Annotated in this window: 29 protein-coding genes and 2 tRNA genes; 16 read left to right on the top strand and 15 right to left on the bottom strand. The window is 75.4% G+C overall.

Annotation, left to right across the window (positions count from 1 at the left end; all coding sequences use genetic code 11):
- Window positions 1-39 precede the first annotated feature (39 nt).
- The gene (locus KIK08_RS10715) at window positions 40-825 is read left to right on the top strand and encodes a phytanoyl-CoA dioxygenase family protein (protein ID WP_214402903.1); all 786 of its coding nucleotides are present in this window, start codon (window positions 40-42) and stop codon (window positions 823-825) included.
- 102 nt (window positions 826-927) lie between these two features.
- On the opposite strand, the gene KIK08_RS10710 is transcribed toward KIK08_RS10715, so the two are convergent.
- Window positions 928-1581 carry a TetR family transcriptional regulator gene (locus tag KIK08_RS10710; protein WP_214402902.1) on the bottom strand — a complete coding sequence of 218 codons (654 nt, stop codon included), beginning with the start codon at window positions 1579-1581 and terminating at the stop codon, window positions 928-930.
- Window positions 1582-1630: 49 nt separating this feature from the next.
- Here KIK08_RS10710 and KIK08_RS10705 point away from each other — a divergent pair, with 49 nt between their 5' ends.
- Entirely contained in the window at window positions 1631-1999 is a 369-nt protein-coding gene (locus KIK08_RS10705; RefSeq protein WP_214402901.1) for a VOC family protein, read from the top strand.
- Between the two features lie 6 nt (window positions 2000-2005).
- Here KIK08_RS10705 and KIK08_RS10700 read toward each other — a convergent pair whose 3' ends face one another.
- Entirely contained in the window at window positions 2006-2383 is a 378-nt protein-coding gene (locus KIK08_RS10700; protein ID WP_214402900.1) for a VOC family protein, read from the bottom strand.
- A 37-nt stretch (window positions 2384-2420) separates the two neighbouring features.
- Between KIK08_RS10700 and KIK08_RS41640 the strand changes: the two genes are divergently transcribed.
- The 5 genes from KIK08_RS41640 (at window position 2421) to KIK08_RS10675 (ending at window position 5632) form a co-directional block, all read left to right on the top strand.
- On the top strand, window positions 2421-3284 hold the full coding sequence (locus tag KIK08_RS41640; protein ID WP_214402899.1) for a nucleotidyltransferase domain-containing protein: 864 nt from the start codon (window positions 2421-2423) through the stop codon (window positions 3282-3284).
- A gap of 258 nt (window positions 3285-3542) precedes the next feature.
- Window positions 3543-3764, top strand: coding sequence for a hypothetical protein (locus KIK08_RS10690; protein WP_214402898.1), 222 nt, complete (start codon window positions 3543-3545; stop codon window positions 3762-3764).
- Between the two features lie 46 nt (window positions 3765-3810).
- Entirely contained in the window at window positions 3811-4227 is a 417-nt protein-coding gene (locus KIK08_RS10685) for a FluC/FEX family fluoride channel (protein WP_214402897.1), read from the top strand.
- Window positions 4224-4589 (top strand): fluoride efflux transporter FluC, encoded by a 366-nt coding sequence (locus KIK08_RS10680; RefSeq protein ID WP_214402896.1) that lies wholly within the window; start codon window positions 4224-4226, stop codon window positions 4587-4589. The genes KIK08_RS10685 and KIK08_RS10680 overlap by 4 nt, the downstream gene beginning before the upstream one ends.
- A complete protein-coding gene (locus KIK08_RS10675; RefSeq protein WP_214402895.1) occupies window positions 4589-5632 on the top strand; it encodes a DUF4037 domain-containing protein in 1044 nt (347 codons plus the stop codon). The genes KIK08_RS10680 and KIK08_RS10675 overlap by 1 nt, the downstream gene beginning before the upstream one ends.
- Window positions 5633-5651: 19 nt before the next feature.
- Here the strand turns inward: KIK08_RS10675 and KIK08_RS10670 are convergent, their stop codons facing one another.
- The 3 genes from KIK08_RS10670 to KIK08_RS10660 all read right to left on the bottom strand — a co-directional run bounded on the left by KIK08_RS10670 (window position 5652) and on the right by KIK08_RS10660 (window position 9981).
- A complete protein-coding gene (locus KIK08_RS10670) occupies window positions 5652-8396 on the bottom strand; it encodes a PEP/pyruvate-binding domain-containing protein (RefSeq protein ID WP_214402894.1) in 2745 nt (914 codons plus the stop codon).
- Window positions 8397-8478: 82 nt separating this feature from the next.
- On the bottom strand, window positions 8479-8976 hold the full coding sequence (locus tag KIK08_RS10665; protein ID WP_214402893.1) for a DUF6069 family protein: 498 nt from the start codon (window positions 8974-8976) through the stop codon (window positions 8479-8481).
- Window positions 8977-9135: 159 nt separating this feature from the next.
- Entirely contained in the window at window positions 9136-9981 is an 846-nt protein-coding gene (locus tag KIK08_RS10660; RefSeq protein ID WP_214402892.1) for an NmrA family NAD(P)-binding protein, read from the bottom strand.
- A gap of 131 nt (window positions 9982-10112) precedes the next feature.
- Between KIK08_RS10660 and KIK08_RS10655 the strand changes: the two genes are divergently transcribed.
- Window positions 10113-10466, top strand: coding sequence for a winged helix-turn-helix transcriptional regulator (locus KIK08_RS10655; RefSeq protein ID WP_214402891.1), 354 nt, complete (start codon window positions 10113-10115; stop codon window positions 10464-10466).
- 3 nt (window positions 10467-10469) lie between these two features.
- Here the strand turns inward: KIK08_RS10655 and KIK08_RS10650 are convergent, their stop codons facing one another.
- A complete protein-coding gene (locus KIK08_RS10650; RefSeq protein ID WP_308257563.1) occupies window positions 10470-11498 on the bottom strand; it encodes a methyltransferase domain-containing protein in 1029 nt (342 codons plus the stop codon).
- 196 nt (window positions 11499-11694) lie between these two features.
- Between KIK08_RS10650 and KIK08_RS10645 the strand changes: the two genes are divergently transcribed.
- From KIK08_RS10645 to KIK08_RS10630, 4 genes are all read left to right on the top strand, one after another.
- On the top strand, window positions 11695-12111 hold the full coding sequence (locus KIK08_RS10645; protein WP_214402890.1) for a VOC family protein: 417 nt from the start codon (window positions 11695-11697) through the stop codon (window positions 12109-12111).
- Window positions 12112-12250: 139 nt separating this feature from the next.
- Entirely contained in the window at window positions 12251-12865 is a 615-nt protein-coding gene (locus KIK08_RS10640) for a hypothetical protein (RefSeq protein ID WP_214402889.1), read from the top strand.
- A 57-nt stretch (window positions 12866-12922) separates the two neighbouring features.
- The gene (locus KIK08_RS10635) at window positions 12923-15286 is read left to right on the top strand and encodes a glycoside hydrolase family 65 protein (RefSeq protein WP_214402888.1); all 2364 of its coding nucleotides are present in this window, start codon (window positions 12923-12925) and stop codon (window positions 15284-15286) included.
- 106 nt (window positions 15287-15392) lie between these two features.
- Window positions 15393-16202 carry an alpha/beta hydrolase gene (locus KIK08_RS10630; protein ID WP_308257562.1) on the top strand — a complete coding sequence of 270 codons (810 nt, stop codon included), beginning with the start codon at window positions 15393-15395 and terminating at the stop codon, window positions 16200-16202.
- Window positions 16203-16247: 45 nt separating this feature from the next.
- Here the strand turns inward: KIK08_RS10630 and KIK08_RS10625 are convergent, their stop codons facing one another.
- The 5 genes from KIK08_RS10625 to KIK08_RS10605 form a co-directional block, all read right to left on the bottom strand.
- Window positions 16248-16751: a hypothetical protein gene (locus KIK08_RS10625; RefSeq protein WP_214402887.1), complete on the bottom strand. Its 504-nt coding sequence runs from the start codon at window positions 16749-16751 to the stop codon at window positions 16248-16250.
- A gap of 78 nt (window positions 16752-16829) precedes the next feature.
- On the bottom strand, window positions 16830-17450 hold the full coding sequence (locus tag KIK08_RS10620) for a hypothetical protein (RefSeq protein ID WP_214402886.1): 621 nt from the start codon (window positions 17448-17450) through the stop codon (window positions 16830-16832).
- Window positions 17451-17814: 364 nt separating this feature from the next.
- A complete protein-coding gene (infA, locus tag KIK08_RS10615) occupies window positions 17815-18039 on the bottom strand; it encodes a translation initiation factor IF-1 (protein WP_214402885.1) in 225 nt (74 codons plus the stop codon).
- Window positions 18039-18842 carry a GNAT family N-acetyltransferase gene (locus KIK08_RS10610; protein ID WP_214402884.1) on the bottom strand — a complete coding sequence of 268 codons (804 nt, stop codon included), beginning with the start codon at window positions 18840-18842 and terminating at the stop codon, window positions 18039-18041. Before KIK08_RS10610 ends, infA begins: the two co-directional genes overlap by 1 nt.
- A 196-nt stretch (window positions 18843-19038) precedes the next feature.
- Window positions 19039-19992, bottom strand: coding sequence for a helix-turn-helix transcriptional regulator (locus KIK08_RS10605; protein WP_214402883.1), 954 nt, complete (start codon window positions 19990-19992; stop codon window positions 19039-19041).
- Window positions 19993-20055: 63 nt separating this feature from the next.
- Here KIK08_RS10605 and KIK08_RS10600 point away from each other — a divergent pair, with 63 nt between their 5' ends.
- Together KIK08_RS10600 and KIK08_RS40970 are read left to right on the top strand one after the other, a co-directional pair.
- Window positions 20056-21210 (top strand): epoxide hydrolase family protein, encoded by a 1155-nt coding sequence (locus KIK08_RS10600; protein WP_214402882.1) that lies wholly within the window; start codon window positions 20056-20058, stop codon window positions 21208-21210.
- A 35-nt stretch (window positions 21211-21245) separates the two neighbouring features.
- Window positions 21246-21446: a DUF433 domain-containing protein gene (locus KIK08_RS40970; RefSeq protein ID WP_256446189.1), complete on the top strand. Its 201-nt coding sequence runs from the start codon at window positions 21246-21248 to the stop codon at window positions 21444-21446.
- Window positions 21447-21817: 371 nt separating this feature from the next.
- On the opposite strand, the gene KIK08_RS10590 is transcribed toward KIK08_RS40970, so the two are convergent.
- The 4 genes from KIK08_RS10590 to KIK08_RS10575 form a co-directional block, all read right to left on the bottom strand.
- Window positions 21818-21893, bottom strand: a tRNA-Arg gene (locus KIK08_RS10590).
- Between the two features lie 43 nt (window positions 21894-21936).
- Window positions 21937-22026: transfer RNA gene (locus KIK08_RS10585), tRNA-Ser, on the bottom strand.
- Between the two features lie 45 nt (window positions 22027-22071).
- Window positions 22072-24054 (bottom strand): acetoacetate--CoA ligase, encoded by a 1983-nt coding sequence (locus KIK08_RS10580; RefSeq protein ID WP_214402880.1) that lies wholly within the window; start codon window positions 24052-24054, stop codon window positions 22072-22074.
- Between the two features lie 74 nt (window positions 24055-24128).
- A complete protein-coding gene (locus KIK08_RS10575; protein ID WP_214402879.1) occupies window positions 24129-24827 on the bottom strand; it encodes a dienelactone hydrolase family protein in 699 nt (232 codons plus the stop codon).
- A gap of 59 nt (window positions 24828-24886) precedes the next feature.
- Here KIK08_RS10575 and hisC point away from each other — a divergent pair, with 59 nt between their 5' ends.
- Both hisC and KIK08_RS10565 read left to right on the top strand, forming a co-directional pair.
- Complete coding sequence (gene hisC / locus KIK08_RS10570; protein ID WP_214402878.1) at window positions 24887-25945, top strand: histidinol-phosphate transaminase; 1059 nt, start codon at window positions 24887-24889, stop codon at window positions 25943-25945.
- A gap of 56 nt (window positions 25946-26001) precedes the next feature.
- Window positions 26002-26192: maleylpyruvate isomerase N-terminal domain-containing protein (locus KIK08_RS10565; protein ID WP_214402877.1), on the top strand; the 191-nt coding region annotated here is incomplete at its 3' end.

Raw genomic sequence — 26192 nt, 5'->3', positions numbered from 1 at the left:
TGGGTGGAGGTGCGGGTCGGGGGACGGCAGGGTGGCGGGGTGAACGAGCCGTTGAGCCCCGCCGAGGTCGAGCAGTTCGTCGCCGACGGGTTCGTCCGCCTGGAGGGGGCCTTCCCCGCCGAGCTCGCGGACGAGTGCCGCGCGCTGCTGTGGGCGCAGGTCCGCGCGGAGACGGGCGCCGACCCCGACGACCCGAGCACCTGGACGAACCCGGTCGTGCGGATCGCCGGGCGGGGCGACCCGCCGTTCCAGGCGGCCGCCACCACTCCCCGGCTGCACGCCGCGTTCGACCAGCTGGTCGGGCCCGGTGGGTGGCTTCCCCGGCAGGGGCTGGGCACGTTCCCGATCCGGTTCCCGCACCCGGACGACCCGGGCGACGCCGGCTGGCACGTCGAGGGCAGCTTCGCCGACCCGGACGACCCGGCCCGCTTCCGGCTCAACCTGCGCTCGCGCGGGCGGGCGTTGCTGCTGCTGTTCCTGTTCTCCGAGGTCGGCGAGCGGGACGCGCCGACCCGGGTGCGGGTGGGCTCGCACCTCGACGTGGCGCCCCTGCTGGCCCCGCACGGCGATGCCGGGGCGGAGTTCTTCGCGTTCGCGGGCGAGGCCGTGCCGGCCACCGAGCACCGCCCGACGGCGCTGGCCACCGGAGCCCCCGGCGACGTCTACCTGGTGCACCCGTTCCTGGTGCACGCCGCCCAGCCGCACCGGGGCACCGCGCCCCGGTTCATGGCCCAGCCCCCGCTCCTACCGACCGGCGAGCTCGACCTGGACGCCCCCACCCCCGTCGCCGAGGCCGTCCGCCGCGGCCTGCGCGCCCCCTCCTGAGTTCAGGAAAGCCACGATGCTGCCCTCTGCGGGCAGCATCGTGGCTTTCCTGAACTCTTCCCGGGGGGCGGTGGGGTCGGTGGCGCGGCCGGCTGAGGCCGATCACGGGCCGGGCGGCAGCAGGCGGTCGAGCGCGTCGGCGAGCCAGCCGGCGAACTCCTCGCCCGTCCAGCCGCAGTCGGCGGTGAGCCGGCGGTGCACGACCGGGTCGAGCAGGGCCCAGACCGCGTCGACGGCCCGGTCCCGGTCGACGCGCAGGCCGGCCCGCCGGTCCACGCCGTCGACGAGCCAGGAGGCGACGGCCCGGCGCTGCGCGTCGATCTCCCGGGCCAGCCCGGCGATCTCCGCGTCGCCGGCCGCGGCGGCGGCCAACACCGCCTGCACCGCCGATGCCCTGGCCGCGACCGCGCCGATCTCGGCGGTGGCCGCGGCCAGGAACTCGGCTGCGGTGGCGGCCGCCTCCGCCGCACGGGCCGGCGCCCGGTCGAGCAGCGCGACGGGCTCGTCGTCGCCGGCCCTGGCCACGTCCACGACGTGCGCGAGCAGGCCGCGCTTGGTGCCGAAGAGCTGCTCGACCGTCGGCACCGAGACGCCGGCCGCCGCGGCGACCGCGCGCATGGTGGTGGCCGCGTAGCCGTGCGCCACGAACAGCTCGTGGGCGGCGGCCAGGACGGCCCGCCGGGTGCGTCGCGCCCGTTCCTCGCGCAGGGGCGACCGGTAGGGCCGGCGGTTGCCACCGCCGGTCCCCGCTGCCATGCTCGACACATTCACTAGGGAAACACCATAGTCGATGTGAGGTGCCGCCGTGCCGCCCACGTTCGCCCCCGGCAAGATCAGCTACCTGCAGCTGCCCGCCACCGACGTCGAGGAGTCGGCGGCGTTCTACTCGACCGTGTTCGGCTGGCGGTTGCGCCGCAAGGAGGACGGTCGGGTCTCCTTCGACGACGGGGTGGGCGAGGTCAGCGGCCACTGGGAGACCGGTCTCCCCGCGGCCGAGCGGCCGGGCCTGCTGGTGCACGTGCTCGTCGTCGACGTCGAGGCGACCCTGGAGGCGGTGCGGGCGGCGGGCGGCCGGGTGGTCGAGGCGGCCCACGGCGCGCCGCCGGAGGTGCACGCCCTGGTCGCCGACCCGGCCGGCAACGTCATCGGCGTCTTCGCCCAGGGCGGGTGGTGACCCGGGTCAGCCCGACGGCGCCGCCACCCGGGTGGCGAGCAGGCAGAACTCGTTGCCCTCCGGGTCGCTGAGCACGTGCCAGCCCTCGTCGCCGGTCTGCCCGACGTCGGCGGGCTTCGCACCCAGCCCCAGCAGCCGGTCGAGCTCCGCGGCCTGGTCGCGGTCGGTCGGGTTCACGTCGAGGTGCAGCCGCAGCTTCTCCCGCTTGGGCCCCGCGCTGGCGCCGAACACGATGGTGGGCTGCCACGGCTCGCCCGACCCGATCTCCACGCTGCCGTCGTCCTCGCGCCCGACGACCCGGTAGTCGAGCACCCGGCACCACCACGCGGCGAGGGCTTCGGGGTCGCGGCAGTCGAGCACGAGCTCGGTGATGCGGCAGGCCATGCGCGGACGGTAACCGCCGGCCGGGAGGATCGCACCCGTGCAGCTCCCCGCCCCGGTCGGCGACGCCGTCCACGCCCTCCTGCGCGAGCTCGATCGCGCGGTCCCCGGACTGGTGGAGGGCCTGTACCTGACCGGATCGGTGGCCATGGGCGACTTCCGCACCGGCCGCGGCCCGGCCCGGTGGGCACCCTCCGGGGCCACCCGCAGCGACGTCGACTTCGTCGCGGTCGTGACCGCGCACCCGGACGACGACGCCGTCGAGGCGCTGCGGGCCGTGCACCGCGGGCTCACGGCCGGGCCCGGGTCAGGTGGACGCCCACCGGTCGAGGGCGTCTACCTGACCCGGGCCGACCTCGCCGGGGACCCGGCGGACGCGACCGGGCTGGTCCACGTGCACGGGGGCCGGACCGGGCGCGACGGCGCGGGCCAGCCGGTGCTGTGGCAGGAGATGGCCCAGCTCGCGGTGGCCGTCCGCGGCCCGCACCGCGACGAGCTGGCCGTGCGCGCCGACCGCGACCAGCTGACCGGCTGGCTGCGCGGCAACCTCGACGGCTACTGGCGCCGCTGGCACGCGGCCTGCTCGCGGCGGCTGTCGCCGGCCGGCGCGCTCGGCCTGACGCATTGGCCGCCGGTGTGGGGCGTGCTCGGCGTCGCTCGCATCCAGCACACCCTGGACACCGGGCTGGTCTGCTCGAAGTCCGCCGGGGCGCGGTACGCGCTGCAGACGTTCGACCGGCGCTGGCACCGCATCCTCGACGAGTGCCTGCGGCTGCGCACGGGGGCAGGTCGCCCGCGCTACGCCAACCCGGTGGCCCGCCGCCGCGACGCGCTGGACCTCGTGGCCGAGGTCATCGCGGCGGGGACAGCCGGCCCGGGGCCGGGGTCCCGTCCGGCTCCCTGATCGAACCGAGCTGCTCGTGGTGAACATCCACTCGGACAGCTATCGGATCGTCAAGTCGCCGACCGCCATGCAACTCGCTGGCAGCACGCGTTCGAAGTAGCGCAGTCAGCTAGGTAGCAGTAAGCTCACTTCAACACGCGAGCAGTCCTCATGCACTCTTAGCAAGGTCTGAAGGCCCTGTGCAGAACCGGGCCACGCGCGGAGGCACTGGCCGGGGGGCCGACGCCTCTCGAGGGGGTTTGTCGGATGGACGTCGGGATGATCCTGATCGGAGTCGTGCTGCTGGCGCTGCTGGCGGGGGCCATCGGGTTGCGCAGCCGGGACGAGTCGGTGCACCGCGACCGCGCCTGGCGCGAGATCGCCACCGAGCGCCGGCGCATCTGGGAGGAGCGCCAGCGCCTGGAGGACCTGTTGGAGAGCGTCGATCTCTGTGAGGAGTGCGCCCACCGGCACCGCGCCTCCCACAACCCCTTCGGCTGACCCTCCCCGGTCGACCGGGTCGGCGGCGGGCGGGCACAGTTCGGGGGTGCGCCCGCCCGCCCCGTCCCGGTCGACCGCCCTGGCCGCGATCGCCGCGGGCGGGGTGGTCGGCTGCCTGGCCCGCTACGGGCTGGGCCAGGCCCTGCCCACCCCGCCCGGCGGCTGGCCGACCGGCACCTTCCTGGCCAACCTGTCCGGCTGCCTGGCGCTGGGGTTCCTGCTGGAGCACCTGGCCCGGCGCGGTCCGGACGTCGGCCGGCGCCGGGTGGTGCGGCTCGGGCTGGGGACCGGCCTGCTCGGCAGCTACACCACCTACAGCACGTTCGCCGTCGAGGTCGACCTGCTGATCCGCGACGGCGCCGCGGCACTCGCGGTGGGGTACGCGGCCGCGAGCACCGCGGGCGGCCTGCTCGCGGTCGGCGCCGGGGTGGCCGCCGCCGGAGCGCTCGGGAGCACCCGGTGATCGTGGTGGCGCTGGCCGCGGCCGCGGCGGCCGGCGCGCTCGCCCGCTACGGGCTCGACCAGGCACTGCGGCGACGGTGGCCGCCGCCCTCGACGGCGCCGATCCTGGTGGTCAACGTGACCGGCTCGCTGCTGCTGGGCGCGCTCACCGGGCTGGCGCTCGCGCACTCGGCACCGGGCGCGCTGCTGACGGTCGCCGGCACGGGCTTCTGCGGCAGCTACACGACGTTCTCCACCGCCTGCTGGGAGACCGTGGGACTCGTCCGGCGGCACCGGTGGGGCGCGGCGGCCGGGCACCTGGCCGCGACGGTGGGCGCGAGCACGGCGGCCGCGGCGGTCGGCCTGTTGGCGGTGCTGGGCTGATGGCGGACGGGCCGTCGGGGCGGTTCGTACCCGGCCGGGAGCTGAGCGCGGCCTTCCACGCCGAGGTCGTCGGGCCGCTGCTCGCCGACCTCCCGCACTCGGCCGCGCTGCTGGGCACCGGCTCCGACGTGCTCGGGTACGACACACCCGTCTCCACCGACCACGGCTGGGGACCGCGGATGCAGGTCTTCGTCGCCGCCCACCTCGTCGACCGGGCCCGCCGGGTGCTCGACGCCGGGCTGCCGGACAGCTTCCGCGGGTGGCCCGTGCGGTTCGGCTGGGACGCCGTCCCGGTGCGCCACCACGTCGAGGTCGCGGAGCTCGGCGCGTGGCTGCGGGACCGGCTCGGCTTCGACGCCCGCGACGGCGTCACCACTACGGACTGGCTGACGACCCCGCAGCAGGCGCTGCTGGAGGTCACCGCGGGCGCCGTCCACCTCGACCACGACGGCGGGCTGCGGCGGGTCCAGGAGGCGCTGGCGTGGTTCCCGCCGCAGGTGCACCGCTGGCTGCTGGCCTGCCAGTGGACGCGGATCGGCCAGGAGGAGGCGTTCGTCGGGCGGACCGCCCAGGTCGGCGACGAGCCCGGGTCGCGGCTGGTGGCCGCCCGGCTGGTGCGCGAGTTGATGCGGGCAGCGTTCCTGCTGGACGGGAGGTACTGGCCGTACACCAAGTGGTTCGGCACCGCGTTCGCCCGGCTGCCGATCGCCGCCGCGCTCGGGCCCGCGCTCGACCGGGTCCTCGCCGCCGACGCCTTCCCCGCCCGCGAAGCCGCGCTCGTCGAGGCCTACGGCGTCGTCGCGCGGGCCCACAACGCGGCCGGCGTGACCGAGCCGGTCGACCCGGCGGTGCGCCCCTTCCACGGCCGCGGGTTCGCCGTGCTCGGCGCGGAGCGCTTCGCCGCGGCCTGCCGGCGCGGGCTCACCGACCCGTGGCTGCTCGGCCTGCCGCCGGTGGGGTCGGTGGACCAGTTCGCCGACAGCACCGACGTGCTCAGCACGGCCGGGGTCGCCCGCCGGCTCCGGGCCGTCTACTCGACCTGACGCCGTTCCGGTGCGAACCTCACCGGCGGCGCCGGCGGACGAGCGCGAACCCGACCGCGGCCGCCGCGGCGGCCAGCACCACCTTGCGCCGGCCGCGCGGGGAACCCGGCTCGTCGGCGGGGGCCCGCCCGTCGTCGTCGAGGAGGGTGACGGTGCCCGCGTCGCCGTCCACCCGGACCTGCTGGCCCGTGCGGATGCGCGCGGTCGCCGAGCCGGTGCCCAGCACCGCGGGGATCCCGTACTCGCGGGCCACGATCGAGCTGTGGCTGAGCGGGCCACCGACGTCGGTCACGACGGCGGCAGCCATGGTGAACAGCGACGTCCAGGCCGGCGTGGTGATGCGGGCGACCAGCGCCTCCCCCGGGCGCATCGCGGCGAAGTCGGCGGGGCCGGTGAGCACCCGGGCCGGGGCGGTGACCGCCCCGGAGCCGCCCGCGACCCCGCGGATGGTGGCGCCGGTCTGGTTCTGGTCGCCGGCCGGCAGGACCCCCCGCAGCCACCGCTCGGCCAGCTCGGAGCGGGGCAGCATCTGGGGCGCGGTCGCCCGCTTGCGACCGCGCCACAGCATCCGGCGCTCGTCGATCGCCGCCGGGAGCCCGTCGGGTGCGCTGCCGTCGATAGCGCTGCCGTCGATAGCACCGCGCAGCTCGTCGTGGCGCAGCCAGAACACGTCGTCGACCGCGGTCACAACGCCGTCGGCGACCAGCCTGCGGCCCAGCTCGCGCAGCATCCGCCGCATCGGCGGCCAGGCCAGCCCCATGTCGGCCAGCGCGTCCTCGCGCACCGGACCGGTCTCCTGCGCCCAGCGCAGGAGGCGGTCGAACACCGCGCGGCGGGCAGGATCGAGCCGGGCGCGCACGACAGCGGTCTGCGCCTCGCGGCGCTCGACCGTGCGCCGCTGCCGCTCGTGCGGATCGGTGCCCGCACCGCCCAGGTGGAACCGGACGGTGTCGAGCAGGGGGCCCGGGGCGTCGGCCGGCACCGGGTCGGCGAAGTCGAGGTTGTAGACCGTGTGGCCGAAGCGGTCGAGGTGGGCGCAGAAGCCTGCGCTCCACGCCGTCCAGGCCGCCTTGTCGACGCCGTCGGGCGCCACGTCCCGCAGGACGCCGTCGACCAGCACGTCCGCGGGCGCCGAGGTGAGCGCGGCGGCCAGCCGCGGCTCCTCACCGGCGGCGGCGGCCAGGTCGTACAGCGACTTCTCGGCGCGGATCGGCTGGCTGTCGAAGCCGAGCAGGAACGTGTCGCCCGCGGGGTCGCCGGGCCGGCGCACCAGCCGGTCGTAGAAGGCGCGGAACATCAGCTCGCTTGCCGCGGCCAGCGGGATGACCGACTGGACGGCCGTGTAGTAGGCGGTGCCGGCGTCGAGCAGCTCCTCGACCCCGCGCAGCAGCCGCTCCGACGCCAGCGCCGCGGGCTCCTCGCCCGTCCAGCTCTCGACCGTCCGCACGTACCGGGGGTGCGCCCGCTCCCGCCACCCCACCGGGCCGAGGGCGCCGGCGGCCTCCCCCGAGTCCGCGACGAGCGCCCGCAGGGCGGTCGGCGTCCCGGAGACCATCCGGAGCATCCCGCGGTTGCGGTAGAAGTAGTACGCGTACCCGTTGATCGTCGGGAAGTCGATGTCGCCGGCACGCAGGTCCGACCCGAACACCTCGGCCATCAGCGCGGTGAGCGAGCGGACCACCGATCCCCCGATGAGGTCGGCGAACAGCGGGGTGAGCGGGTCGGGCATCTGCTCGACGATGCTGGCCCGGAAGTACAGCCCGCCCCGGTGCGGCACCGGCCACGAGGTCGGCGGGTCGGCCGACGGCTCGGGCAGCGCCGTGATCGGCCGCGACTGCACGACGGACGCGCGCCCGGCCGTCCACACCCACTCGATGTCCTGTGGCGCGCCGTAGTGCTCCTCGATGTGCCGGGCCAGCCCGACCAGCTCGGCCAGCGCCCCGTCGCCGAGCACGGGCGCGCGGCGGCGCCCGGGCGGTACCGGCTGCTGCCGCGTCCCGGTGCCGGCGTAGACGGTCATCTCCGCCTTGTCGGCGACGTGGCGGGACACCACCTGACCGCTGCCCTTGTCGACCACGTGGTCGTCGGTGCTCACCACCCCGCCGACCACCGACTCGCCGAGCCCCCACGCCGCGCTGACCACGACCCGGTCGCGGCGGCCGGTGGCCGGGTCGGCGGTGAACATGACGCCGGAGACCTCCGCGTCCACCATCTCCTGCACCACGACGGCCAGGCTCACCCCGCCGGGCGCGATCCCCTGCCGGCGGCGGTAGGCCATGGCCCTGGCCGTCCACAGCGACGCCCAGCAGTCCACGACCGCGCCCAGCACGGCGTCCTCGCCGCGGACGTTGAGGAAGGTGTCCTGCTGGCCGGCGAAGCTGGCCCCGGCCAGGTCCTCCGCCGTCGCCGACGAGCGGACCGCCACCGGCGGGCCGCCCAGGTCGCGGTAGGCGGCGCGCACGGCGTCGGCGATCGGGGCGGGGACGTCGCCGCCGGCGAAGAGCCCGCCGATGCGCGCGGCGGACCGCTCGAAGGCGGCGGTGTCGTCCGCGTCGGGTTCGCCGGCCGCGTCGACCACGGCGCGCGCGAGGTCGTTGGCCGCGACGAAGGCGTCGTAGGCGGCCGTGGTGACGACGAAGCCCGGCGGCACCGGGAGGCCGGCCCGGGTGAGCTCGCCCAGGTTGGCCGCCTTGCCGCCGACCAGGGCGACATCGGCCGCGACCACCCGGTCGAAGCCGGTGGTGAGGATGGCGTGATCGTCCATCGGGCGCTCCAGGGACGCGGGTGCGCACCCGATCCTCCGCCCGTGCCCGAACCCCCGGCCACCACCGCGCGCCGAACGGCGCCTACCGGGTCGCGTCGAACCGCCGGACCTCGCGGGAGGCCGTGGCGGCCGCGCCGCCGACCAGGCTACCGATCGCCAGCCCGATGACCAGGTGGATGATCGACTGGGCCAGTACCTCGGGCAGCGGGCGCCCGGACAGGAACGGCAGCACCGCCGCGATCGCGGTGACCAGCCCGATCATCCAGCCCAGGTACGCCAGCGGGCGCGGGGCGCCGAGCAGCAGCAGGTGGGCCAGGCCGGTGGCGGCCAGCGCCGCGACGGCGGCCGTCACGCACAGCACCACGGTGCTGGAGTCGCCCACCGCGCCGGCCTCCCGCGATCCGGAGAACGCCACCTGGAACACCGCCCGCACCACCAGCACGCCGACCAGCCCGATCAGCGCCGCGACCACCGCCGTGGCGGCCCCGCCGGACCACAGCCGGGCGGCGTCGATCCGCGGCCGCGACGGCGGGGCGTCCCACGCTTCCTGGCGGACGGTCTCGTCCTCGTAGCCATGCATCCGTCTACTCCACCGTTCGTCGCAACAGAACTCCGCAGTCTTGCCCCTTCTCGGTCCGACGAACAGCGGTCGTCCCCCTGTGGGTGACCGTCGAGAACGACGTTGTCGTCCGTTGGACCGGTCCACTTTCACGACAACGTCGTTCTCGACGGCGAGGGGTCACGACAAGGCCGCGCGGACGACGTCGGCGAGCGGGGTGACCGGGCGGCCGAGGAGGCGGACCAGGTCGTCGGTCTCGACGTGCAGCCCGCCCTTGGCCGCGCCGCGGTCGGCGTCGGCGAGGACCGCCGCGAGCGCCTCCGGCAGCCCAGCGCCGACCAGCGACGCGGCGTACTCGTGCTCGGGCAGGTCGGTGTAGGTGACATCGCGACCGGACTGCCGGGAGACCTCGGCGGCCAGCTCGGCCAGCGTGAACGACTCGCCACCCAGCTCGTAGACCCGGCCGGCGTGGCCGTCGCCGACGAGCACGGCCGCGGCGGCGACGGCGTAGTCGGCCCGGGGCGCGGCGCTGATCCGGCCCTCGCCCGCCGCGCCGAACAGGCCGTGGGCCACGGCGGCGGGGATGTCGTAGTTCTCGACGTACCAGCCGTTGCGCAGCAGGACGTGCGCCAGGCCGGACTCGGCGAGCATCCGCTCGGTCCGCGCGTGCTCTGCGGCCAGCACCAGGTCGGAGGTGTCGGCGTGCACGATGCTGGTGTAGGCCACCAGCCCGACGCCCGCCCGCGCCGCGGCCGCGACGACCGCGCGGTGCTGCTCGATGCGCTTGCCGGTCTCGTTGCCCGAGACGAACAGCAGCCGCTCGGCCCCCGCGAACGCGGCCAGCAGCGACTCCGGATCGCCGTAGTCGGCCCGGCGCACGACGACCCCGCGCTCGGCCAGGTCGCTCAGCCGCTCGACGGCGCGCCCGGTGGCCACCACGTTCCCGGCGGGCACGCCGCGGCGCAGCAACTCCTCGACGACGAGGCGGCCGAACCGCCCGGTGGCCCCGGTGACGACGACGGTCATCTGATCACTCCTCATGCCGGTGGCGCCGCCGATCGGCGGCTCACCGGCGGTAACCGCGCTGGTCGCCGCACACTTCCCGACGGAGAGTGAGCACCTTGAAGTGCAGTACGCACCTGCGGGATAGTGAACTGGTGAAGGGCGACGTCCACGACCGCACCTGCCCGAGCCGCACGCTGCTCGACCGCATCGGCGACACCTGGAGCATGCTGGTCGTCATCGCGCTCGCCGACGGCTCGCTGCGCTACTCCGAGCTCGCCGCCCGCGTCGACGGGGTCAGCCCGAAGATGCTCACCCAGACGCTGCGCGCGCTCGAACGCGACGGCCTGCTCACCCGCACCGTGCACCCGGTCGTGCCGCCGCGGGTCGACTACGCGCTCACCGACCTCGGGAGCAGCCTGCTCGACCTGATGCGCGGCCTGGAGGACTGGGCGGAGACCCACATCGGCGAGGTCGTCGAGGCCCGCAACGCCTACGACGCCCGCTGAGGCTCACCCCAGCACCAGGATCGCCAGCCGGGAGCCGGCCAGGGCCACCGGGACCCGGCGCTCGACCCGCAGCCCGGCCACCCCGGCCCCGTCCGGGACCAGCGCGACGGCCGACCCGCCCGGCGCCAGCACCCGCCGGACCTCGCGCCCCAGCTGGTCGGGCCGGCGCGCCAGCATCCCGGCCGGCTCCACCCGCCGCCCCCACGGCGGGTTCAGCAGGACCCGGCGCACCGACCCGGCGGCCACCGGCAGCGCCCCGGCATCCGCCCGCAGCCAGCGCACGGCGCTGCCCCGCCCGTTGCGCGCCGACGCCGCCACCGCCACCGGGTCGAGGTCGGCACCCAGGGCCACCGCCCCGGCCCGCGCCGCCTCGACCGCCACCGTGCCCGCCCCGCAGCAGGGGTCGAGCACGACGTCGCCCGGGCCGACGCCGGCCAGCGCCACCATCGCCGCGGCCAGCGGCGGGTGCAGCGTCCCGGGCACCGAGGCCACCTTCCACGCCCTGCGGTGCAGCGGGCGCGCCCCCACCCGCACCGCCACCGACGCCCGGTCGTCGACCAGGGTGACGCGCCAGCTCACCCCGCCCTCCGGCGGGCGCCGCCCGTCGCGCCGCGAGTGGTAGGCCAGGCGCAGCCGCGCGGCCAGCGCCGCACCGACGGCGTCCTCCACGTCAAAGCGGGTGAACGAGCGGCGCCCCAGGAACGACGCCGACACCTCGACCGTCGTCCCGGGCGGCCCCCCGCACTCCGCCCGCACCGCCAACCCGGCGTCCAGGTCCGACGCCGCGACCGCGGCCGCCAGCCGGGCCAGGCCCGCGCGGGACCGCCCGATCCCGTCGACGTCCGCGACCAGCACGAACACATCGTCCGCCGTGGCCAGCCCGGCCACGTCCGCGGCGCGGCGGGCGCGGAAGCGGACCTCGCGGTGGCCGGTCGCCACCACCTCGCCCACCCCGCGCCGGCCGATCTCCGCGGCCACCACGTCCTCGATGCCCCGCACGCTCCGGGCGACCAGGAACGCTCCACCACCCACCGTCGTTCTCCCACGCCGCGACCCGGGACGACCGTCGGTCGTCCCGCATCACCCGCGGCGGGGTGCGTCCCGTGGACCGCGAGCGGCGCTCAGCGGAGGCGGAAGAAGTACATGCGGCGGATCGTAGGGAGCGGCCGCACCGGAGGGCCACCGAGTTGCCCTGCGCGCCGGGCCCGGCCGTGCCAGGCTCCGAGGCGTGACCGACGACGCCACCTACCCCGTGCTCAGCACGACCGTCCTCGACGCCACCGACGTCCGCGCCCTGGCCGAGTTCTACCGGCAGCTGCTCGGGCTGCACTACCGCCCCGGCGACGAGCCGCCGGCCCCGGGCGAGCCGGACACCGCCGACTGGCTGGTGCTGCGCGGCGGCAGCTTCCCGCTGGCGTTCCAGCAGGTCGACAAGCTGCCCGTGACGACGTGGCCGTCCAACGACGTGCCCCAGCAGCTGCACCTCGACATGACCGTCCCGGACACCGACGAGCTGGCCCGCCAGCACGAGCGCGCGCTCGCACTGGGCGCGCGCGTGCTGCTCGACCGCACCGACGACCCCGACGAGCCGCTGTGGGTGTACGCCGACCCGGCCGGGCACCCGTTCTGCATCTTCGTCGGGTAGCCGCCGTGACGTCCTGCGCCAACCTTCCCGGATCGGTAGCAACACCGATGTGCCCGACGGGGTGCGGTTCCTACCATCGCGGTATGCCGACCTTCCCCGCCTCCGGCGCCGGGGCACCGTGATCCGCGCGATCCCCCCGGTGCCCGGCACCCGGGCCGCCGGGGTCTGCGCGACCGCGGCCGGGTTGATGCTGCTGGCGCTGGGCCTGACGGCGAGCGCGTTCCCGCTCGCGACCCACGGCTTCTCCCCGTGGATGGCGCTGAGCGCCGTCGCGCTGCTGCTGCTGGTCGCCGCGCTCGGCGGGCTGGCGGCCTCCGAGCTGGCCGGCTCCGGCCGGCTGGCGATCGTCGGGCTGGCCGTGGCCATCGCCGGCGCGGTGACCGACCTGCTCGCGCACTCCATCGCCGCGATCGACGCGTCGCGGTCGGTGTCGCCGCTGTTCCCGGTCGGGGCCGTGGGCACCTGGGCGGGCATGGTGCTGACCGGGGCCGCCGTGCTGCGCGCCCGGCGCTGGGCCGGGCGCGGGCGCTTCCTCCCGCTGGCCTGCGGGACCTACCCCGTCCTCGCGGTGCTGCCGGCCTACGCCATCGGCAACGGTCTGGCCGGGCACCTGGCCGGGGCCGGGCTGGGGCTGCTGTGGGTGGCACTCGGGGTGAGCCTCTCCCGCGCACCGCGCTCGTGGCTGCCGCCGGTCGCCCCGACGGTCCTGCCGCTGCGCTGCGACCGCTACGACGACCCGGCCCACCGCTCCTGATCGCCGGCAAACCGCCCAGCGGGGCATGAAACGCATCCGGTTCGGGAACGGACCGGAGTGCCCCGCCCCGACGCGTACGCGGTCGAACCCTGGGTCCTGCGCGAACCCGCCGGTCCCCGCCACGACGACCTCGCCGAGACCGAGACCACCTTCGCCCTGTCCAACGGCTGCCTCGGCATCCGCGGCGTGCTCGACGAGGGCGAACCCGTCGCCCAGGCCGGCACCTACCTGGCCGGGCTGCACGAGCTGCGCACCATGGTCTACACCGAGGAGCGCGCCGGCGAGCCGGAGGCCACCCAGACCCTGGTCAACACGATCGACGGGGCGCTGGTGCGGCTCTTCCTCGACGGCCACGCCCTCGACGTGCGCGAGGGCGAGCTGACCGGCCACGAGCGGGTCCTGGACATGCGGGCCGGCACCCTGCGCCGGGAGCTGCGGTGGCGCTCGCCCGGCGGCGAGGTCGTCGACGTCACCTCCGAGCGGCTGGTGTCGTTCCGGCACCGCACGGCCGCCGCGGTCCGCTACGCGGTGCGCGCCGTCGACCGGGCCGTCGACGTCGTCCTGCAGTCGGCGCTGGTGGCGAACGAGCAGCAGCCGCTGCGCCCGTCGCACCTGAACACGAAGGACCTGCTGCGCCACCCCCTCGAACCGCTGGAGCACCGCACCTCCGGCGACCGGCTCACCCTGCTGCACCGCACCCGCCGCACGGGGTTCGTGCTCGGCGCCGCCGCCGAGCACGAGATCGACGCGCCCCGCGACGTGGAGGTGCACAGCGAGAGCGAGGAGGACGCCGCCCGGTTCACCGTCGCGGTGCGACTGGAGCCCGGCGAGGAGCTGGTGCTGGTCAAGTACCTGGGCTACGCCTGGTCGGAGCACCGGGCGCTGCCTGCCGTGCGCGACGAGGTGGCCGCGGCGGTCACCACCGCGCGCGCGGCCGGGTGGGACGGGCTGGTGGCCGACCAGCGCGCCATCCTCGACGAGTTCTGGGAGCACGCCGACGTCGAGGTCGACGGCGACCCGGAGCTGCAGCAGGCCGTGCGCTTCGCGCTGTGGCACCTGCTGCAGGCCACCGACCGGGCCGAGGGCCGCGCGGTCGCCGGCAAGGCGCTCACCGGCACCGGTTACGAGGGGCACTCGTTCTGGGACACCGAGATGTTCGTGCTGCACGTCATGACCGCGCTGCGCCCGCACGTCAGCCGCGACGCGCTCCGGTGGCGGTACGCGACGCTGCCCAAGGCCCGCGCCCGGGCCGCCGAGCTCGACCTGCGCGGCGCCGCGTTCCCGTGGCGCTCGATCGCCGGCGAGGAGTGCTCGGGCTACTGGCCGGCCGGCACGGCGGCGTTCCACGTGAACGCGGCGGTGGCCGAGGCGGTGATCCGCTACGTCGACACCACCGAGGACGAGGAGTTCTCCCGCACGGTCGGGTTGGAGCTGCTGGTGGAGACCGCGCGGTTGTGGGCGTCGCTGGGCCACACCACCCGCGACGGCGCGTTCCACATCTACGGCGTGACGGGCCCCGACGAGTACAGCGCGATCGGCGACGACAACGTCTACACGAACCTGATGGCGCAGCGGAACCTGCGCGGCGCCGCGCACTGGGCGGGCCGCTTCCCCGACGAGGCCGCCGGGCTCGGCGTCGACGACGACGAGCGCCGGCAGTGGCTCGCCGCCGCGGACGCGATGTTCGTCCCGTACGACACCGACCTCGGCGTGCACCCGCAGTCGGCCGGGTTCACCGACCAGCCGGTGTGGGACTTCGACGGGATGGACGCCGACTCCTACCCGCTGCAGTCGGGGTTCCCGTACTTCCAGCTCTACCGCAAGCAGGTGGTGAAGCAGGCCGACCTCGTGCTGGCGATGTTCGCCCGCGGCGACGCGTTCACCGCCGAGCAGAAGGCCCGCAACGTCGACTACTACGAGCGGATCACGGTGCGGGACTCGTCGCTGTCGGCGTGCGTGCAGGCGGTGCTCGCGGCCGAGGTCGGGCACCTCGACCTGGCCCACGACTACGTCGCCGAGTCGGCGCTGGCCGACGTGCGCGACGCCGACCACGACAGCGGCGACGGCCTGCACCTGGCCGCGCTGGCCGGGGTGTGGATCGCGCTGGTGGCCGGGTTCGGCGGCCTGCGCCAGGTCGACGGGAGGCTGTCGTTCCGGCCGGCGCTGCCCGACGGGCTGTCCCGGCTGGCGTTCCGGTTCGGGTTCCACGGCCGGCGGATGCGGGTCACCGTGCGCCACGACGGCGCCACCTACGAGGTGCTCGACGGCGAGCCGCTGGCGATCCGGCACGAGGACGAGGAGATCGAGGTGGCGGCCGGCGCCCCGGTGCGGCGCCCGCTCACCCCGCGGCCGTCGCGACCGGCCCCGACGCAACCCAAGACCCGCCGCCCGCAGCGGCGCTCGCGCCCGCCCTCGACCTGACCCTCCCGTCCGGCCCCCCGTCGAGAACGAACTTGTCGTGATCAACAGGGCTGGATGATCACGACAAGTTCGTTCTCGACGGCGTCTGCCGGGAGACACTGGGTCGGTGGGGACGGCGGTGCGGGTCGGGGCGGTCGCGCTCGTGGTCGCCGTGCTGGTGCTCGCGCTGGCCTGGGCGTTCCAGCGGCGGCTGGTCTACCTGCCCTCCGGCGCGCCCACCGCGGCTGCCGAGCAGGTGCTCGACGGCGGCTCGGCGGTCGTCCTGCGCACCGACGACGGCCTCGACCTCACCGCCTGGTACGCCCCGCCCACCGCGCGCCCCACCGGGGCGACGGTGCTCGTGCTGCCCGGCAACGCCGGCAACCGGGCCGTCCGCGCCCCGCTGGCCAGGGCGATCGCCGCCACCGGGTCGGCCGTGCTGCTGCTGGACTACCGCGGCTACGGCGGCAACCCCGGCTCGCCCACCGAGGACGGGCTGGCCGCCGACGCCCGCGCCGCGCACGCCCACCTGGTCGACGAGCGCGGCGTCGACCCGGCGCGGCTGGTCCTGTTCGGGGAGAGCCTCGGCGGCGGCGTCGCCACCCGGCTCGCCCTCGAACGGCCCGTCGGCGGGCTGGTGCTGCGCAGCCCGTTCACCTCGCTGGCCGACATGGCCGCCGTGCACTACCCGTTCCTGCCCGGCGCCCTGCTGCTGCGCGACCGGTTCCCGGTCCGGGACGCGATCGGCGCGGTCGCCGCGCCGGTCGTCGTCGTGGCCGGGCCGGACGACGCGACGGTGCCGTTCACCCAGAGCGCCGCCGTCGCCGACGCGGCCGGCGCCGCCCTCGTGGAGGTGCCCGGGGTCGGGCACAACGACCCCGACCTCGGCTACGGGCCGCGGGTCGTCGCGGCGGTGGTGGGGCTGACCGGGCGCTGAGTCCCGACCGGCCGTGAGCTGGCGTCCGACACCGTCCGCGGGTGGTCAGCCGCGTACGAGCGCGGTGACGAGCCGGGCGAACCAGGGGCGGGCACCCGTGCCGAAGCCGGCGGCGAGGGCGTAGCCGACGGCCGCGTCGACGGGCTCCACCCGCCCCGACGGCCGCCAGCGGGCCGACACCTCGGGGTTCGACCCGCTGTGCGGCACCGAGCGGAGCTGGCCCAGCTCACGGCCGTCGCGCAGCAGCCTGCTGCGCCCGCTCGCGCACGGCACCAGCCGCAGCCGGACCGCGCCGCGGCGGGCCTCGACGCGATGGGATCGGCGGGTGAGCCCGCCGCGGGCCGGCGCGACCACCCACCGGTGGCCGGCGGCGAGCAGGTCGAGGCGGGCCGGGTCGCGCGTGCCGATCGGGAAGCGCGCGGAGCACGGCTCGGCCCCGCGGCGGCGCAGCAGCACCCGGGGCACGGCGACACCGGAGACCTCGACCAGCCCCGTCGCGCGGTCGACCTCGACCCGGACGTGACCGAACCGTTCGTCACGTGCCCCCATCGGCCATCCCGTCCGCGCGTGGTTCCGCTCCGCCCGTCGGTTCGGACGCGGACGACCCGGCGTTACTCCGCGTCGATCTCATGGGGTGACGACGAGCACCCCGGCCGCGTCCGCGGCGGTCGCGCCGCCCTTGGTCACGGTGACCTGTCCGCCGCCGCTGCCCACCTCGTAGCCGGCGTTCGGGGCCAGCCCGGTGACCAGCACCCGGTTCACCCCGGACGGGACCGGCACGGTGGTCGCGTCGACCTCCGCGCCGACGTCGACCGGGAAGACCACGGCCGTGCCCGCCACCGCGGCACCCGCGTACGGACGACCGCCGCTGCACTCCACCAGCGTCGCCGGGTCGGCCGCGGCACCACCGTCCGCGCCCTGCACCACGTGCAGGAACCGGACCGACGGCGGCCCGCCGGGCGCCTCGACCCGCACCTGGAACCTCATCGGCTCGCCGAGCGCGGTCGTGCCCGCGTTCGGGGCGGCCGGCTCCGAGGTGATCACCGCCCCGGCCGGCAGCAGCGTCGTGCTGAACAGCTGCTGCCCGCCGGGCGTGCGGACCGTCGCCAGCGGCCCGGCCACCTCGGCCCGGGCCGGCACGTTCAGCCAGAAGCGCTTGAAGCGGTTCGCCGTCGCGGTCTCGGCCCGGTCGTAGACGACCACGTGGTCGGGCTGCAGCCAGACCACCGACCGGCTGGCGTGGCGCACGTCGTCGCGCTGCGCGTCGTCCCAGTTGTAGAGCGGCGTGGCGTCGCCGAGCGCGTAGAACCAGCCCTCCCCTGGCCCTGCGCGATCAGCGTCGGGTCGGTCGCCGAGACGATCGGCGTCTGGGAGCCGCGCGCGGCGATGTCGTCGAACGGGTCGCCCAGCGGCTCGACCGGCGGGTCGTTCCCGATGGTCAGCGTGTTGTGGTGGTCGGTGTACCAGGGCGTGTCGTATCCGGAGTGCTTCTTGGTCAGCCACTCCCCGCGCCGGTGGAGCTCGAGGCCCGTCGAGAACGACGTTGTCGTGAAATTGGACCGGTCCAATCAACGATGACGTCGTTCTCGACGGAGCGGGCGGGAGGCTCGCGCTACGTCCGGTACCGGAACAGGATCCGGCCCCGGTTCAGGTCGTACGGGCTCAGCTCCACCAGCACCGGGTCGAGCAGCACGATCCGGATGTAGTGCTTGCGGATCTTGCCGCTGATGTGGGCGAGCACCTTGTGCCCGTTCTCCAACTCCACCCGGAACATGGCGTTGGGCAGGCACTCCACGACCGTGCCCCGGACCTCGATGGCCCCGGCTGCCTTCGCCATCAGCCGCGCCCCAGTTCCACGACGCCACCCACGTGCCGGGCGCCGATGCCGCCGAGCAGCGCCGTGGCCGCGCTGTTGGACGCGTCGACGTCGGCCGTCGCCGCCTCGATCCCGCCACGGTGCAACCCGCCCAGCACCTCGGCCAGCAGCGCCCGGGCGATGCCGCGGCGGCGCTGGCCGGCGCGGACCGCGACCAGCCCGATCCGGGCGTGCCGGCGGCGCGCGACCACCCGGGCCAGCCCCTCGTACCGGTCGGCGCCCGCCGCCACGGCGTACGTCGACGCGCCCAGGGGCGCCCCGGCGGGTCGGGGCGGCATCTCGACCGGCATCGTGTCCCAGCCCGGGCCGGCGTCGACCTCGGCGCGGATCGCCTCGTACAGCTCACGCAGCGGGCGCTCGTCCGCGTCGCCGAGGGGCAGGATCGTCACCCCCGACGGCGTCGGCGCGGTGTCGAGCCCGGTGGCCGGCGGGTCGGTGGCCACGAGGTACTGCCGTTCACGGCGCCGGACCGCCAGCCCGGCCCGCTCCCAGCGGGAGGTGATGTCGTGGTCGGCTTCGTCGACCAGCGTCCGCACCGGACCCGCCAGGTCCGCCAGCATCGCGGCCGCGAGCCGATCGAAGACCGCCCCGAGCCAGGTGTCGATGCTGAGGAAGACCCGGCCGTCGGGCCGGTGCGACGCCTCGCCGCGGCCGACGACCCGGTCGTCCTCCACGGCGTGCCACCGGGTCCCGTCGACGCGGGTGATCAGCGCACGGCTGCCGATCGTCGCCGGTGCGCCCGCGCTGAACTGCGCAGATTCCATAGGTTCGCCCTCTCAGGAGTGCCTGGTGGGGCGCTCCTGGCGACACCTACGTCAATCGCCCGATCGAGACGGAGAGGGGAGCACCCACGTGCTTGCACCGAACATGGGTCTCACCTCCAAGGGCCGGGTCGCGATCGCGAGCACGGTAGCAGCGGGTGCCCCGGCGCCCGCAACCCGTTTGCGCTGCGAGCGGTCCTCAGCGGCCGTGCACGGCAGCGGCCAGCCGGGTGGCCAGCTCCTGCACGTGCGCCACCAGTTCGGGCGGTTCGTGCACCTCGAACGGGAACCCGAACAGCCCGACGTAGAGCAGCAGCTCGTCGAGCGAGTTCGATCCGGCGTGCAGCGTGCAGGAGTGCTCGTCGACCGCTTCGAGCACGCCGACGGTCGGCGCGATCCGGTCCGCGGCCACCTCGACCGGCACCCGCAGGGTGAACCGCGCGCGGTAGCGGTACGGCCGGGTGGTGATCCCGCCGGCCACGAACAGGGGCAGGTCGTCGGGCAGGGCGCGCGGGGTGAAGCGGGGCCCGGTGGGGACGCGGGGGTGCAGCCGGTCGACGCGGAAGGTCCGCCAGTCGTCCCGGTCGAGGTCCCAGGCCACCAGGTACCACCGCCGCCCGGTGTGCACCAGCCGGTGCGGTTCGGTCCGCCGGACGGTCGCGGTGCCGTCGTGACCGGCGTAGTCGAACCGCAACTGTTCGGTGGCCCTACAGGCCGTGGCCACCGCCACCAGCACGTCCGGCGCCACCGAGGGGCCGCCGCCGGGCAGACTCACGGTGACCGAGGCCAGGGTGGCGACCCGGTGCCGGAGCCGGGCGGGCAGCACCGCCTCCAGCTTGGCCAGCGCCCGCACCGAGGACTCCTCGGTGCCGGTCACCCCACCGGTCGCCGCGGCGCGCAGGCCGACCGCCACCGCGATGGCCTCGTCGTCGTCGAGCAGCAGCGGGGGCAGCCGGGTGCCGGCGCCGAGCCGGTAGCCGGCAGTCCCCGCCGTGGCGTGCACCGGGTAGCCGAGGGAGCGCAGCCGGTCGACATCGCGGCGGACCGTCCGCACGTCCACCTCCAGGCGCTCGGCCAGCTCGCCACCGGACCAGGTGCGCTGGGTCTGCAGCAACGACAGCAGGCGCAGCAGCCGCGCCGAGCTCTCCGCCATGTCGACGATTCTGGCATCCGGTTAGGACACAAGCTGTCCTAACCGGCTCCTACTGTCATCGGTATGAGCGACACCGAGGACCTGCACCCGTTCCGCGTCGACATCCCGCAGGCCGAGCTCGACGACCTGGCTGCCCGGCTCGACGCCACTCGCTGGCCCGCCCCGCTGCCCGGCGACGGCTGGGACACCGGGGTCCCCACGACCTGGCTGCGCGGCATGGTCGGGCACTGGCGGCACGGCTACGACTGGCGGGCGGCCGAGCGCGAGCTCAACGCGGTACCGCAGTTCACCACCGAGATCGACGGTCAGCGCATCCACTTCCTGCACGCCCGCTCGGCACACCCCGGCGCGCTCCCGCTGGTGCTCACCCACGGCTGGCCCGGCTCGGTGGTCGAGTTCCTCGACCTGGTCGGCCCGCTGACCGATCCGGTCGCGCACGGCGGCGACGCGTCCGACGCGTTCCACGTGGTCATCCCGTCGCTGCCCGGCTTCGGCTTCTCCGGTCCGGTGTCCGACGGCGGCTGGACGACCGAGCGGATCGCCCGGGCCTGGGCCGAGCTGATGAGCCGGCTCGGCTACCAGCGGTTCGGCGCCCAGGGCGGCGACGTGGGGGCGGGGGTCTCCACGGAGCTGGGACGGGTGGTCCCGGACCGGGTGGTCGCCGTGCACCTCAACGGCGGGACCGGCCTGCCGTCGATGCCGCAGTCGGCCGAGGAGCGCGCGGCGCTGACCGACCTGGAGCGCGACCGGGTGGCCCGGATCGAGGCGTTCATGCAGGAGGAGTTCGGCTACATCGCGGTCCAGTCGACCCGCCCGCAGACCCTCGCCTACGGGCTGGTCGACTCCCCGGTCGGGCAGCTCGCCTGGATCATGGACAAGTTCCGGGAGTGGACCCACCCGCGGTCCACGCTCCCGGAGGAGATCGTCGACCGCGACCGGCTGCTCACCGACGTGATGCTCTACTGGCTGACCGGCACGGCGGGCTCGGCGGCCTACGTCGGCTACGCGCAGCCCCGGTCCTGGGAGCCCGCGGTGAACTCCGGCGTCCCCACCGGGGTGATCGTGTTCGCCCACGACGTGGCCATCCGGCGGTACGCGGAGTTGGACAACACCATCGTGCGGTGGACCGACGTCGACCGCGGCGGCCACTTCGCCGCGCTGGAGGAGCCGGAGTTGCTGCTCGCCGACGTCCGGGAGTTCTTCGGCACGTACCGCTGACCGGGCACGGTTGACCACGCCCGGCTCCGGTTCGACTGGCGCGGCCGACTCGGCCGGGCGGTCCCCAACCGCCCGGCCACACCGTCGAGAGCCTGCTGGAGCTGCTCTCGGCGGGCATGACGGTCGACGAGGTGCTCGAGGACTACGCGGACCTCGAACGAGACGACGTGCTGGCCGCGCTGGAGTATGCGGCGGTGGCCGTCGGCCGCCAGCGGGTGGTCCCCCTCGGCGCGTGAAGTCCCTCGTCGACGCTCAGCTTCCGGCTCGCCTCGCGACATTCTGACCGAGGCGGGCCACGACGCCGTCCACACGACTCAGCTACCCGACGGCAACCGCACCACCGACGCGACGACCGGGTCGTGGTGACCAAGGACCGGGACTTCCGCGACGGGCACCTGCTCGGCGGGTCGCCCACAGCGCCTGCTCGTAGTGGCGACCGGCAACATCACGAACGCGGCGTGGCGTCTGCATCAGCAAGTGCCCCCGCTCGCTGGGCCGAGGCCCGCCCCTGGAGGCTCGGACCTGGTACGCCACCGCGCACCGTTGCCGTCCTGACCGACAAGAAACCGCAGGCGATCGCTGTCTGGACGATCTACCTGCGGCTTCGTGGCGCGCCCGAAGGGATTCGAACCCCTAACCTTCTGATCCGTAGTCAGATGCTCTATCCGTTGAGCTACGGGCGCATGATCTTCAGTTATCGGCGGCCGACTCAGCCGGCCGCCGGCGCGGAGGCTCCGGGATTTGAACCCGGGATGGGGGGTTACCCCAAACCGCATTAGCAGTGCGGCGCCATAGACCAGACTAGGCGAAGCCTCCCGGGGCCTCTCGGCCCTCCAACGCTCACCAGGGTACACAGGCCCTTCAAGCCCGATCACGGGGGCCCGGGGTCCGCAGGGCGAGGAACGGGGCGAGTGCGTCGGGGTCCTGGAGGGCGTCGCGGCTGACGGCCCGGTCGGGGTCGGCGCCCGCGAGGATCTTCTTGACCGGTACCTCGCACTTCTTGCCGTTGAGGGTCCTGGGGACGGCGTCGATGACGACGAAGCGGTCGGGGACGTGGCGGGGCGAGAGTTCGGTGCGCAGGGCGCGGCGGAGCTCGGGCTCCACCCCCTCGAGTGACGCGCCCTCGTCGAGGACGAGGAAGCACAGCAGGGCGCCTTCGTCGCGGGCGCCGAGCTCGGTGGTGTCGATCACCAGCGAGTCGAGCACCTCGTCGAAGCCCTCGGTGACGGCGTAGAAGTCGGCGGTGCCCATGCGGACTCCGCCGCGGTTGAGGGTGGAGTCGCTGCGGCCGTAGATGACGTAGGAGCCGCGGGGGGTCCTGCGCACCCAGTCGCCGTGGCGCCACACGCCCGGGTAGTCCTCGAAGTAGGCGGCGCGCAGGCGGCTGCCGTCGGGGTCGTCCCAGAACGCCACCGGCATCGACGGCATGGGCCGGGTGATGACGAGTTCGCCCACCTCGTCGACGACCTCGCGGCCCTCGTCGTCGTAGGCCACCACGGCGGCGCCCAGGGCGGCGCAGGACAGCTCGCCCAGCCAGACGGGAACGGTGGGGGCGGCGGCGACGAAGGCGGCGCAGACGTCGGTGCCGCCGGAGACCGAGCAGATCTGCACGTGCTCGCCGACGGCGTCGCCGATCCAGCGGAAGCCCTCGACCGAGAGCGGGGCGCCGGTGGAGCCGATGGCGCGCATCGCCGACAGGTCGACCTCGTCGCGGGGGCGCAGGCCGGCCTTGAGGCAGGACTGGACGTAGGGCGCGGAGACCCCGAAGTAGGTGATCCGGTGCTCCTCGGCGAGCCGCCAGAGGGCGCCGAGGTCGGGGTGGCCGGGGCTGCCGTCGAACAGCACGACCGTGGCGCCCACCAGCAGGCCGGCGATGAGGAAGTTCCACATCATCCAGCCGGTGGTGGTGAACCAGAAGAACCGCTCCCCCGGCCCCAGCTCCATCTGCAGGCGCAGCGCCTTGAGGTGCTCCAGGACGATGCCGCCGTGACCGTGCACGATGCCCTTGGGCAGGCCGGTGGTGCCCGACGAGTAGAGCACCCACAGGGGGTGGTCGAAGGGCACCGCCTCGAACTCCAGCGGGCCCGGCTCCGCGACGAGCGACGCCCACGCCTCGGCGCCGTTCAGCGTCGCCGACTCGTCGAGGTAGGGCAGCAGGACGGTGGTCCGCAGGGTCGGCATCTTCGCGCGCAGGGCGTCGACCGTGGGTCGGATGTCGTACGCCTTGCCGCCGTAGCGGTAGCCGTCGACGGCGAGCAGCACCACCGGCTCGACCTGGGCGAAGCGGTCGTGCACGGCGCGGGCGCCGAAGTCCGGCGAGCACGACGACCAGATCGCCCCCAGGCTGGCCGCGGCCAGGAACAGCACCAGCGTCTCGACGCAGTTCGGGGCGAGCGCGACGACCCGGTCGCCGCGCCCCACGCCGAGCCGGCCGAGCCCGGCACGGGCCCGGCCGACCTGTTCGCGCAGCTCGGCGTGGGTGACCTCGCGCTCGAGGCCGTCCTCGCGGGCGAACAGGACCGCGACGTCGGCGTCCTCGCGGCCCGGGCCGGGGGTGAGGGCGTGCTCGGCGTAGTTCAGGGTGCCGCCCGGGAACCACTCGGCGCCCGGCATGGCGCGCGAGCCCAGGACGGCGGTGGGCTCGTCGTGCCAGCGGACGCCGAGGAACTCCGCCGCGGCCGACCAGAAGCCCTCCAGGTCGGTCACCGACCACTCGTGCAGGGCGGCGTAGTCGGGCAGGTCGACGCCGGCCCGCTCCCGCACGCGGGCCGCGAACTCGGTGATCGGGCCGCTGTGCGCGGGGTCCGGGGCCCACAGGACGTCGGGGGTCTCGGCGGTCGTCATGCCGGCCAGCATGCATCAGCCGGCGGGCGGCAGACAGTGCCCGCGACCCACGTCGCACCCGCGGTGGGTGTGGCTCAGCGCAGGTGCGAGTCGAACCAGTTCAGGGTGCGCTGCCAGGCGTCGTCGGCGTGGGCGGGGTCGTCGTCGAAGCGGTGCCCGGTGCGCGGGTAGACGACGACCTGGGTGGCCACCTCGGACGCCTGCGCGGCCTTGCGCAGCCGGTCGATGTCGCCTTCCTCGGTGGTCCCGTCGGGCTCGCCGTAGAGGCCCAGCCACGGGCAGGTCAGCCCGGAGGCCACCTCGATCAGCGAGTCGAGCCGGCCGGCCGGGGTGTGCACGCCCCCGCCCCCGACGGTCACGGCAGCGCCCAGGGTGCGCTCGGCGGCGATCATGACGGCCACCGAGCCGCCCAGGTCGAAGCCGATCACGCCCATCCGGTCGGCGGTGACGTCGTGGTCGGCGAGCCAGCCGAACGCGGTGTCGGTGTCGGCCAGCACCTGCTGGCCGTCGAGCCGGTCGACGTGCTCGCGGACGTGCGCGTCGGTGGCGCCGTCGAGCTCGTCGGCGCCGTCCCGGTGGTAGAGGTGCGGCGCGACGGCCAGCCAGCCGTCCCCGGCGAGACCCGATACCAGCCCGCGCACGGTGTCGGTCACACCCCGTGCCTCGTGCAGTACGACGATCCCCCCGCGGATCGAGCTGACCGGCTCCGCGATTGTGAGCCGGAGGACGCTGCCGTCGACGAGCGGAACGGCCTCCGTACGGATCTCGGTCATGACCACAGAGTCGCACGGGCCCGGGCCCCGGTCGGCGCCGGGCAGCTACCGTTCGACCCATGACCTCCATCCGCGCCGACCTGGACAGCCTTCCGGCGTACGTGCCGGGCCGCACCATCCCGGGAGCGATCAAACTCGCCAGCAACGAGGTGTCCCTGCCGCCGTCGCGAGCGGTGTTGGAGGCGATCGCCGAGGCCGCCGCGGGCGGCAACCGCTACCCCGACCTGGCCGTCACCGGGCTGACCGGGCGGCTGTCGGAGAAGCTGGGGGTGGCGCCGGAGCGGATCGCCGTGGGCTGCGGGTCGGTCAGCCTGTGCCAGCAGCTCGTGCAGGCCACCTGCCTGCGACCCACCGATGAGGTGATCTTCGCCTGGCGGTCGTTCGAGGCCTACCCGATCGTGACCCAGATCGGCCGGGCCACCGCGGTGACGGTGGGGCTGGACGGCGGGTTCCGCCACGACCTCGACGCCATGGCCGCGGCGGTCACCGAGCGCACCCGGCTGGTGTTCGTCTGCAGCCCGAACAACCCCACCGGGACGGTCGTCACCCGCGAGGAGATGGAGCGCTTCCTGGCCGCGGTCGGGCCGGAGGTCGTGGTGGCCCTCGACGAGGCCTACCACGAGTACGTCACCGACCCGGACGTCGTCGACGGGCTCTCCCTGGTCGACCGCCACCCCAACCTGGTGGTGCTGCGCACGTTCTCCAAGGCCTACCGGCTGGCCGCGCTGCGCGTCGGGTACGCGGTGGGCGGCGTCGACGTGATCACCGCGCTGCGCAAGGTCTGCTCGCCGTTCAGCGTCAGCTCGCTGGCCCAGGCCGCCGCGATCGCCGCGCTGGGCGACGCGGAGAACCTGCTGGCCTCCTGCGCCGAGGTGGTCGAGGAGCGGGTCCGGGTGCGCGACGCGCTGGTCGCGGCCGGGTTCACGGTGCCGCCGACGCAGTCGAACTTCGTCTGGCTGGCGCTGGGCGAGCAGGCGGCCCCGTTCGCCGCGCACTGCCTCGACCACAAGGTCGTCGTCCGGCCGTTCCAGCCCGACGGGGTGCGGGTGACCGTGGCCTCCCGCGCGGAGAACGACACGTTCCTGGCCGCCGCGCTCGCGTTCTCCCCCGGCGGCTGAGCGCGCGCAGGCCAACCTGACCGCAGCTGTCAGGTAACCGGGCGCACGCTGCGGGCATGCTCGATCGCGACACCGCCCAGCCGCCCGACACCGACCCGCGCCCGCTGCTGCGCCGCACCGCCGACCAGGCGGCGGCGCTGCTCGGCGCGCTCACCCCCGACGACCTGCCCCGCCCCACCCCGTGCGACGGCTTCGACGTGCGCGCCCTGAGCGGGCACGTGCTCGGGGTGCTGCGCGGCGCCGCGGC

It is taken from the genome of Pseudonocardia lacus (assembly GCF_018531445.1).
Classification (GTDB): Bacteria; Actinomycetota; Actinomycetes; order Mycobacteriales; family Pseudonocardiaceae; genus Pseudonocardia; species Pseudonocardia lacus.
The sequence above is the reverse complement of the archived record's forward strand: the minus strand, read 5'-3'. Positions and strand labels throughout refer to the sequence as shown.

Excerpts from the sequence above, each read along its gene's own strand:
- KIK08_RS10710 (WP_214402902.1), bottom strand. The coding sequence starts at position 1,581 with ATGGCAGCGGGGACCGGCGGTGGCAACCGCCGGCCCTACCGGTCGCCC.
- KIK08_RS10700 (WP_214402900.1), bottom strand. The coding sequence starts at position 2,383 with ATGGCCTGCCGCATCACCGAGCTCGTGCTCGACTGCCGCGACCCCGAA.
- KIK08_RS10690 (WP_214402898.1), top strand. The coding sequence starts at position 3,543 with ATGATCCTGATCGGAGTCGTGCTGCTGGCGCTGCTGGCGGGGGCCATC.
- KIK08_RS10675 (WP_214402895.1), top strand. The coding sequence starts at position 4,589 with ATGGCGGACGGGCCGTCGGGGCGGTTCGTACCCGGCCGGGAGCTGAGC.
- KIK08_RS10670 (WP_214402894.1), bottom strand. The coding sequence starts at position 8,396 with ATGGACGATCACGCCATCCTCACCACCGGCTTCGACCGGGTGGTCGCG.
- KIK08_RS10665 (WP_214402893.1), bottom strand. The coding sequence starts at position 8,976 with ATGCATGGCTACGAGGACGAGACCGTCCGCCAGGAAGCGTGGGACGCC.
- KIK08_RS10660 (WP_214402892.1), bottom strand. The coding sequence starts at position 9,981 with ATGACCGTCGTCGTCACCGGGGCCACCGGGCGGTTCGGCCGCCTCGTC.
- KIK08_RS10625 (WP_214402887.1), bottom strand. The coding sequence starts at position 16,751 with ATGGGGGCACGTGACGAACGGTTCGGTCACGTCCGGGTCGAGGTCGAC.
- infA (WP_214402885.1), bottom strand. The coding sequence starts at position 18,039 with ATGGCGAAGGCAGCCGGGGCCATCGAGGTCCGGGGCACGGTCGTGGAG.
- KIK08_RS10610 (WP_214402884.1), bottom strand. The coding sequence starts at position 18,842 with ATGGAATCTGCGCAGTTCAGCGCGGGCGCACCGGCGACGATCGGCAGC.
- KIK08_RS10605 (WP_214402883.1), bottom strand. The coding sequence starts at position 19,992 with ATGGCGGAGAGCTCGGCGCGGCTGCTGCGCCTGCTGTCGTTGCTGCAG.
- KIK08_RS10600 (WP_214402882.1), top strand. The coding sequence starts at position 20,056 with ATGAGCGACACCGAGGACCTGCACCCGTTCCGCGTCGACATCCCGCAG.
- KIK08_RS10580 (WP_214402880.1), bottom strand. The coding sequence starts at position 24,054 with ATGACGACCGCCGAGACCCCCGACGTCCTGTGGGCCCCGGACCCCGCG.
- KIK08_RS10575 (WP_214402879.1), bottom strand. The coding sequence starts at position 24,827 with ATGACCGAGATCCGTACGGAGGCCGTTCCGCTCGTCGACGGCAGCGTC.
- hisC (WP_214402878.1), top strand. The coding sequence starts at position 24,887 with ATGACCTCCATCCGCGCCGACCTGGACAGCCTTCCGGCGTACGTGCCG.